The sequence below is a fragment of the Saccharicrinis sp. GN24d3 genome, assembly GCF_052400645.1.
Taxonomy (GTDB): domain Bacteria; phylum Bacteroidota; class Bacteroidia; order Bacteroidales; family Marinilabiliaceae; genus Saccharicrinis.
In genome coordinates this window covers 35,712-41,711 of sequence record NZ_JBQTGI010000033.1, presented here as the reverse complement: position 1 = coordinate 41,711, position 6,000 = coordinate 35,712, and the positions used below count along the sequence as shown (strand labels likewise).

The 6,000-nt window shown below is 34.0% G+C and carries 1 protein-coding gene and 1 pseudogene; both read left to right on the top strand.

Annotation, left to right across the window (positions count from 1 at the left end):
• Positions 1–434 (top strand): annotated as a pseudogene (locus ACT29I_RS23350) (hypothetical protein); the annotation flags it as partial.
• A gap of 1,045 nt (positions 435–1,479) precedes the next feature.
• Complete coding sequence (locus ACT29I_RS23345; RefSeq protein ID WP_444794568.1) at positions 1,480–5,619, top strand: hybrid sensor histidine kinase/response regulator transcription factor; 4,140 nt, start codon at positions 1,480–1,482, stop codon at positions 5,617–5,619.
• Positions 5,620–6,000 lie beyond the last annotated feature (381 nt).

Here is a 6,000-nt window from a genome sequence, read left to right as displayed (position 1 = left end):
CCTTTCATTTAGAGGCTGTCCAGACGATGGCCGGTAAAGAACAGTCGCTTTCGGACTGGTATGCCGATATTATTACCGGGCGCAAAACACAGCTGCTTGGGCTATCTTCATACCTGGTGGCCGATGCATGGTTTGCAAAACGTACGTTTGTTGACCAGGTAACAAATGCCGATATGCACTTAATTAGCAGGCTAAGGGACGATGCCCATTTGCGGTACCTGCATCAGGGTGAGCCAACGGGCAAGCGTGGAAGACCCAAAAAATATGACGGGAAAGTCGATAACAGCAATATCGACTTGAGACACTTTGAGCTTGTGTCAAAAGACCAGCGGGCTGTAATCCATAGTGCCATTGTATATTCCATATCCTTAAAACGCAGCATAAAGGTTGTGCATGCCCTTTATTGCAACGAAAAGGGCAAGCAGGTTTATTAACTTTATTTCTCAACAGATATCAATATGGCTGCTTCCGATATCCTGAAGTTTTATCAAAGCCGTTTCCAAATCGAATTTCTTTACCGGGACGGAAAACAGCATACAGGCTTAAATGATTGTCAAGCCAGAAGCAGAAACAAATTGGATTTTCACTTTAACGCTTCGCTGACAGCCATTATCCTTGCCTAGGTCGCCCACTGGTTGAGCATACCCAAAGAGCTTAGAAAATCATTTTCGATGACAGACATCAAAACAATAAACCACAATGCCTTACAGTTGAATTTGTTTTTTGACAAGTTCGGTATTAACCCACACTTGCCTAAAAATAAAAAGAAGGCAAGGGAACTATTACATTACGGAACTATTGCCGCTTAAAAGTTTAACGAAGTATTGTCACCTATATGTTCACTGAAATCCAATAAAAGAATTTTATCTGAAATTTTTGACAAAGAGATTTACAACTTTATGAATGGAGATTATTGAGGTTTAACCTGTTCTTTGACAATTTTTTTGGATATACATACAAAAAGATAACGATAGTTAATTATATGGATATCAAATACTAAGTAATTATTATTGGATAGGTATTATTGTTTTGCATCGTTATATAAAATAAAATTCCTTGAGAACAGCATGGGTAGAATTGGCTGCTTATTTTATTGATGAAACATACGGAGTTATCTTGAATGTCCGACGGTCTGAGACAAAGCTACATATATCAATCAAAGAATAGTTTTTACCGAACAATAGCTAAGGGTGTAAAATATAGTATTTATCGCGCTATTGAATGTTGTGTAGCTTGGCTGCAACATCAATCAGCCAAATATGGAGCGCTGGCTGCTAATGGGGAGTATAATTACTAAGCGGTAGTATTGTAAATTTTAAAGCATCATATAGGATCAAGATGTACCTTATAAAGCAGTTGTTATACATTAAATGAATAGTGCTATATTTAAGCGATATATTTAAGCAAAAGTTGAGTCTGTTGATATGTCTAAAGCTCAAAATTGCTTTTTTGCACATTCTCAACTTTATGAAAGGCAAAATGAAGAAAAAGAGCTTTCTAATTGTAATACTTCTCTATGTTGGAATAAACAGTGTTTTGTCCAACAATGTAATATCAGGAAATAAACGAATAGAAAAGTTTTTAAACGAACAGGGTTTCTTCCAGAATACTATCTCTGCAATTGTATCCGATAAACTCGGTTACTTATGGATTGCCACACCTAATGGATTGGTTCGGTACGATGGTTATTCCTTTGAATATTTTTACCACGATTCTCGTAATTCCGCATCTATCCCAGGTAACAAAATTAAAAATCTACTGAATGATTCCGAGGGAAAACTTTGGATTGGAACAGATCAGGGGCTTTGTATTTACCTTGTTGATAAAGAGCAATTTATTTCGATTAATTACGATGTGAAAAATGTTGCGTTTATAAAGGAAGATGCTCAGAAAAAAATTTGGGTAGGTAAAGGCTCAAGTATACATGTTTTTAATACAAAAACCCTAGCATTGGAAACACAAAATCCTGATGTAAGAATTAATCTTAAGGAAGAATTGGGCGGTGGAGAGATTTTAGATATTGAGTTTCTCGAAGATTCAGTGTTGTTATTAAATACACCTTCAGCCATATATAAAGTTACTTATAGCGGAACTAAAGCTTTTACCTATGCTGTTCAAAAGCTTTTATTTGATTATGAGGGAAATGGCATAAACAAAATAATTAAAAGAGATAATACCGTTTGGATAGGTACAGAAAATGGATTATATCAGGCCTTGCTTGAAGAAACCAGGCTCACTACAATACGTCGTTTTTTTTACTCAACTATTCAAGAACATGTTAATTCAATTGATGTTCTGACTTTATTTTCCGATAAGGAGAAGAATTTGTGGATTGGAACAAAACACGATGGAATACTAAAATATGATAGTAAAAGCGAGAATTTTATTTCGTACGAATTTGATTCAAAACACATTTTTGGATTAACCAGTAACCGCATCAACTGTTTTTATGAAGATGAATTTGGAGTAATTTGGATTGGTACTGCTCAAGGAGGGTTAAATAAACTAGATAAATATCAAAAATCATTTCAAAATTATTCCCATAATCCATATGATAGTCAATCTCTATCAAGCAATTTAATTACTAATATAGTAGAAGATAAAGCGGGGCATATCTGGATTTCGTTTTTTGATGATGTGATATGCCGTACAACAAATGAAGAAGATATAAGTGGAGGGCATAAACTAAAATTTAAAAGACTCGAACATCAACTTGACGTTTTAAAAAACAAAATAGTTGTAAAGCTATATCAGGACTTTAAAGGGTATTGGTGGATTGGTACTCAGGAAGGTTTGTATTTTTTTGATGATAAAAAGGAAAGGCTTAGTCAGGTCTTAGTAAAAACTAGTGGTCAGATATTCTCACCTATAGGTAACAGGGTCATTACACATGTTAGTCCAAACAAAATTATAATAGGGGGACGTCAGGTTTTTTTGCTCGATGATCCCTGGAGATGGATAATTAGTAATGAACCTATCCCTGTAAATTCTGCTTTGTTTGACATAGAAAAAGGCAATTCTGTGAATGATTTTAAAGAAGATGGACTGGGCAATTTATGGTTTGGATCGCAGAATGGTATTTTTCGTATTCAAAAACAAGATAATGAGTTTGTTTTAAAAGATCACCTGAATACCAATAGCGCTAATGAAAACCTTCAGCTCAGTCATAACCAAATATTTTGTATTCATAAAAGCCGCAATAGAAATATTTGGGTAGGATCTTTTGGTGGTGGCTTAATGAAAATTCAGTTAAACCCTGCTGGAGAACCGGAGAAGATAAAAACTTACCATGAGAAAGATGGCCTTCCCGATGAAGTGATTTATGGAATTTTAGAAGATGCTGATGGAAAACTTTGGATGAGCACCGATATGGGGATATGTTGTTTTGATCCCCTAGTTGAAAAATTTGAGGTTTTTGATGTTAACGATGGAATTTTGAATTATAATTTCCGACAGGCATCTTGTTATAAAACAGAAAAAGGGATGATGTTGATGGGAGGCTTAAATGGATTAACTGTTTTTAATCCTGAACAAATAACAAAAAACAAGATATCACCTAAGGTTTTAATTTCAAGGTTAAAAATAAATGATCAACTTATTATTGCGGGTAAAAAATATCACAATAAAATTCTCCTTGATAATTCAATTTCCAATACCAAAAAATTGATATTAGATCATCACAATAGAAATATTTCGTTAGATATTGTTGTTCAGCATTATTCGGCTCCACAGAAAAATACGATATCGTATATTTTGGAAGGTGTTAACAAAGATTGGATTGAAGTAGATGGAGGAAAAGCGACTGCAACCTATACGAATTTAAATGCTGGCACCTACCGATTTTTATATAAAGGAGCCAATTGTGATGGTATTTGGACCGAGAAATCTGGGGAGCTATTTGTCAGAATACTAGCTCCCTGGTATATGCGTTGGTGGAGTTTGGCTATCTGGGGTACAATAATATTGTTGCTAATATATGTGGTGTTTAGATATCTGATTAATTTAGAAAAACTCAAACAGAAATTGAATTTTGAGCAGTTAGACAAAGAACGAATACATGAAATGGATCAGGCTAAATTGCGATTTTTTACCAATATTACACATGATTTCAAAACACCATTATCGTTAATTATTGGGCCACTGGAGAAAATTGAAGAAAAACACAAACGCAAGGATAACCAAAAGTACTTTTCAATAATTCAAAATAATATCTCAAGACTTCAACGACTAATTGATCAGCTAATATCATACAGGAAAGCAGAAACAGGTCATCTTGAATTAAAGTATTCAGAAACTACTTTGGGAAGTTTTATTTATCCTTTGATGGAAGCTTTTGAGGAAAATGCAAAACGGTCAAACATTAATTTTTATTATAAGGTAAATGAGCCTAACCGCCTCATTACAATAGATATTGATAATACCGAACGCATATTGTTAAATCTGTTTTCAAATGCAGTTAAATTTACGGAACAAAATGGAGAAGTGAGCATTGAAGCAGGTTTTCGTGAAGTTAATGGGAAAGAAATACTGTATTTCAAAGTGAGTGATAATGGTATAGGTATTCAGAAAGAAAAAATTGATAAGATTTTTGATCGCTTTTATCGCGGTGTTGATGATCGTGGTAGTTGGAGCGGTACTGGAATTGGTCTGGCTTTGTGCAAGTCTTTAATTGAGTATATGAAAGGTAGCATTAGAGTGGAGAGTACCCCGGGCAAAAAAACCGTTTTTATCATTGAACTCCCATTTAATGAAATTGAAACTAAGGATATTAAGGTAAGCGATATAAATAAGTACAGTAAAATTGTTACCGATTGGATGCCTGATGCACTCACTGAAACAAAACAATTACCAGTTAATTCTAAAATGCCAACCTTATTAATTATTGATGATGAGAAAGATGTTCGTTCATTTTTAAAAGAGTCACTAGGCAATATATATAACATTGTATTAGCTGTTGATGGAGAGGATGGTTTTAATAAGTTAATGGAATATCAGCCTCAGCTTGTTATTTGCGACGTGATGATGCCGCATATGAGTGGTTACGAATTGTGCGAAAAAGTAAAATCAGATCCCGAAACCTGCCATATACCCGTAATACTACTTACCGCTTTAGAAAATGATGATAAGATGATTGAGGGATTAGAACTTGGTGCCGATGATTACATCACCAAACCCTTTTCTATTAAACACCTTGAAACGCGCATTAAGATGCTGATTGAAAACAAGCAGCGACTAATTGAGTATTTCTCGAAAAATAGTGTGATACCGGATGATAATTTGGGTATAGCCAAAAAAGATCGTTCTTTTCTCGAATCAATAATCTCTTCAATCGAAAGCAATTTGTCTAATTCTAGTTTTGGAGTTGAAGAATTAGCAAAATGTGCAGGAATGAGCAATTCGCACCTATACCGTAGACTAAAACAGTTAACAGGCCAGGTGCCAAATGTTTATATCCGAAACCTTCGTTTACAAAAGGCCGCCGAAATATTAAAACAAAATAAAGATATAACTGCAGTTGAAGTGATGTACGAAATAGGGATAGAGTCACCATCTTATTTTTCTACCTCGTTTAAAAAGATGTATGGTACTTCTCCAAGGGAATATCAAAAAAAGAATTAAATCAAACGATGTATTCTTTCATTCATGATGCAGGTATGGAAGTGCTCTAGTGTTAATTTTTAAATTAATCATCATATTTCTGACCATTTATTGCAAAGAATTTAACCTTTTGTTTATTGAGAGTTTAATAAATGTAGGTAATACCGACCTAAACTATTGTAAAAATCCATTTGTATGTATTTTAAATCTCATTTTATAATCAGATAGTATGTTTTTAATGAGACTGATTTGAGCAATTTGCTTTATAAGTTACATGTTGTTAGGTGCTAAGGTATTCTCTAATCGTGTGAGTGATAAGAGCAATAATTTTCATTTTTTGAGAAATGTTAAATGGTTAATGACTGTTAAATTAGCACAAAATATGATGCATGAGCATTGCTC

Bases quoted from the DNA above. Each gene is read 5' to 3' on its own strand.
- ACT29I_RS23345 (WP_444794568.1), top strand. From the start codon at position 1,480: ATGAAGAAAAAGAGCTTTCTAATTGTAATACTTCTCTATGTTGGAATA.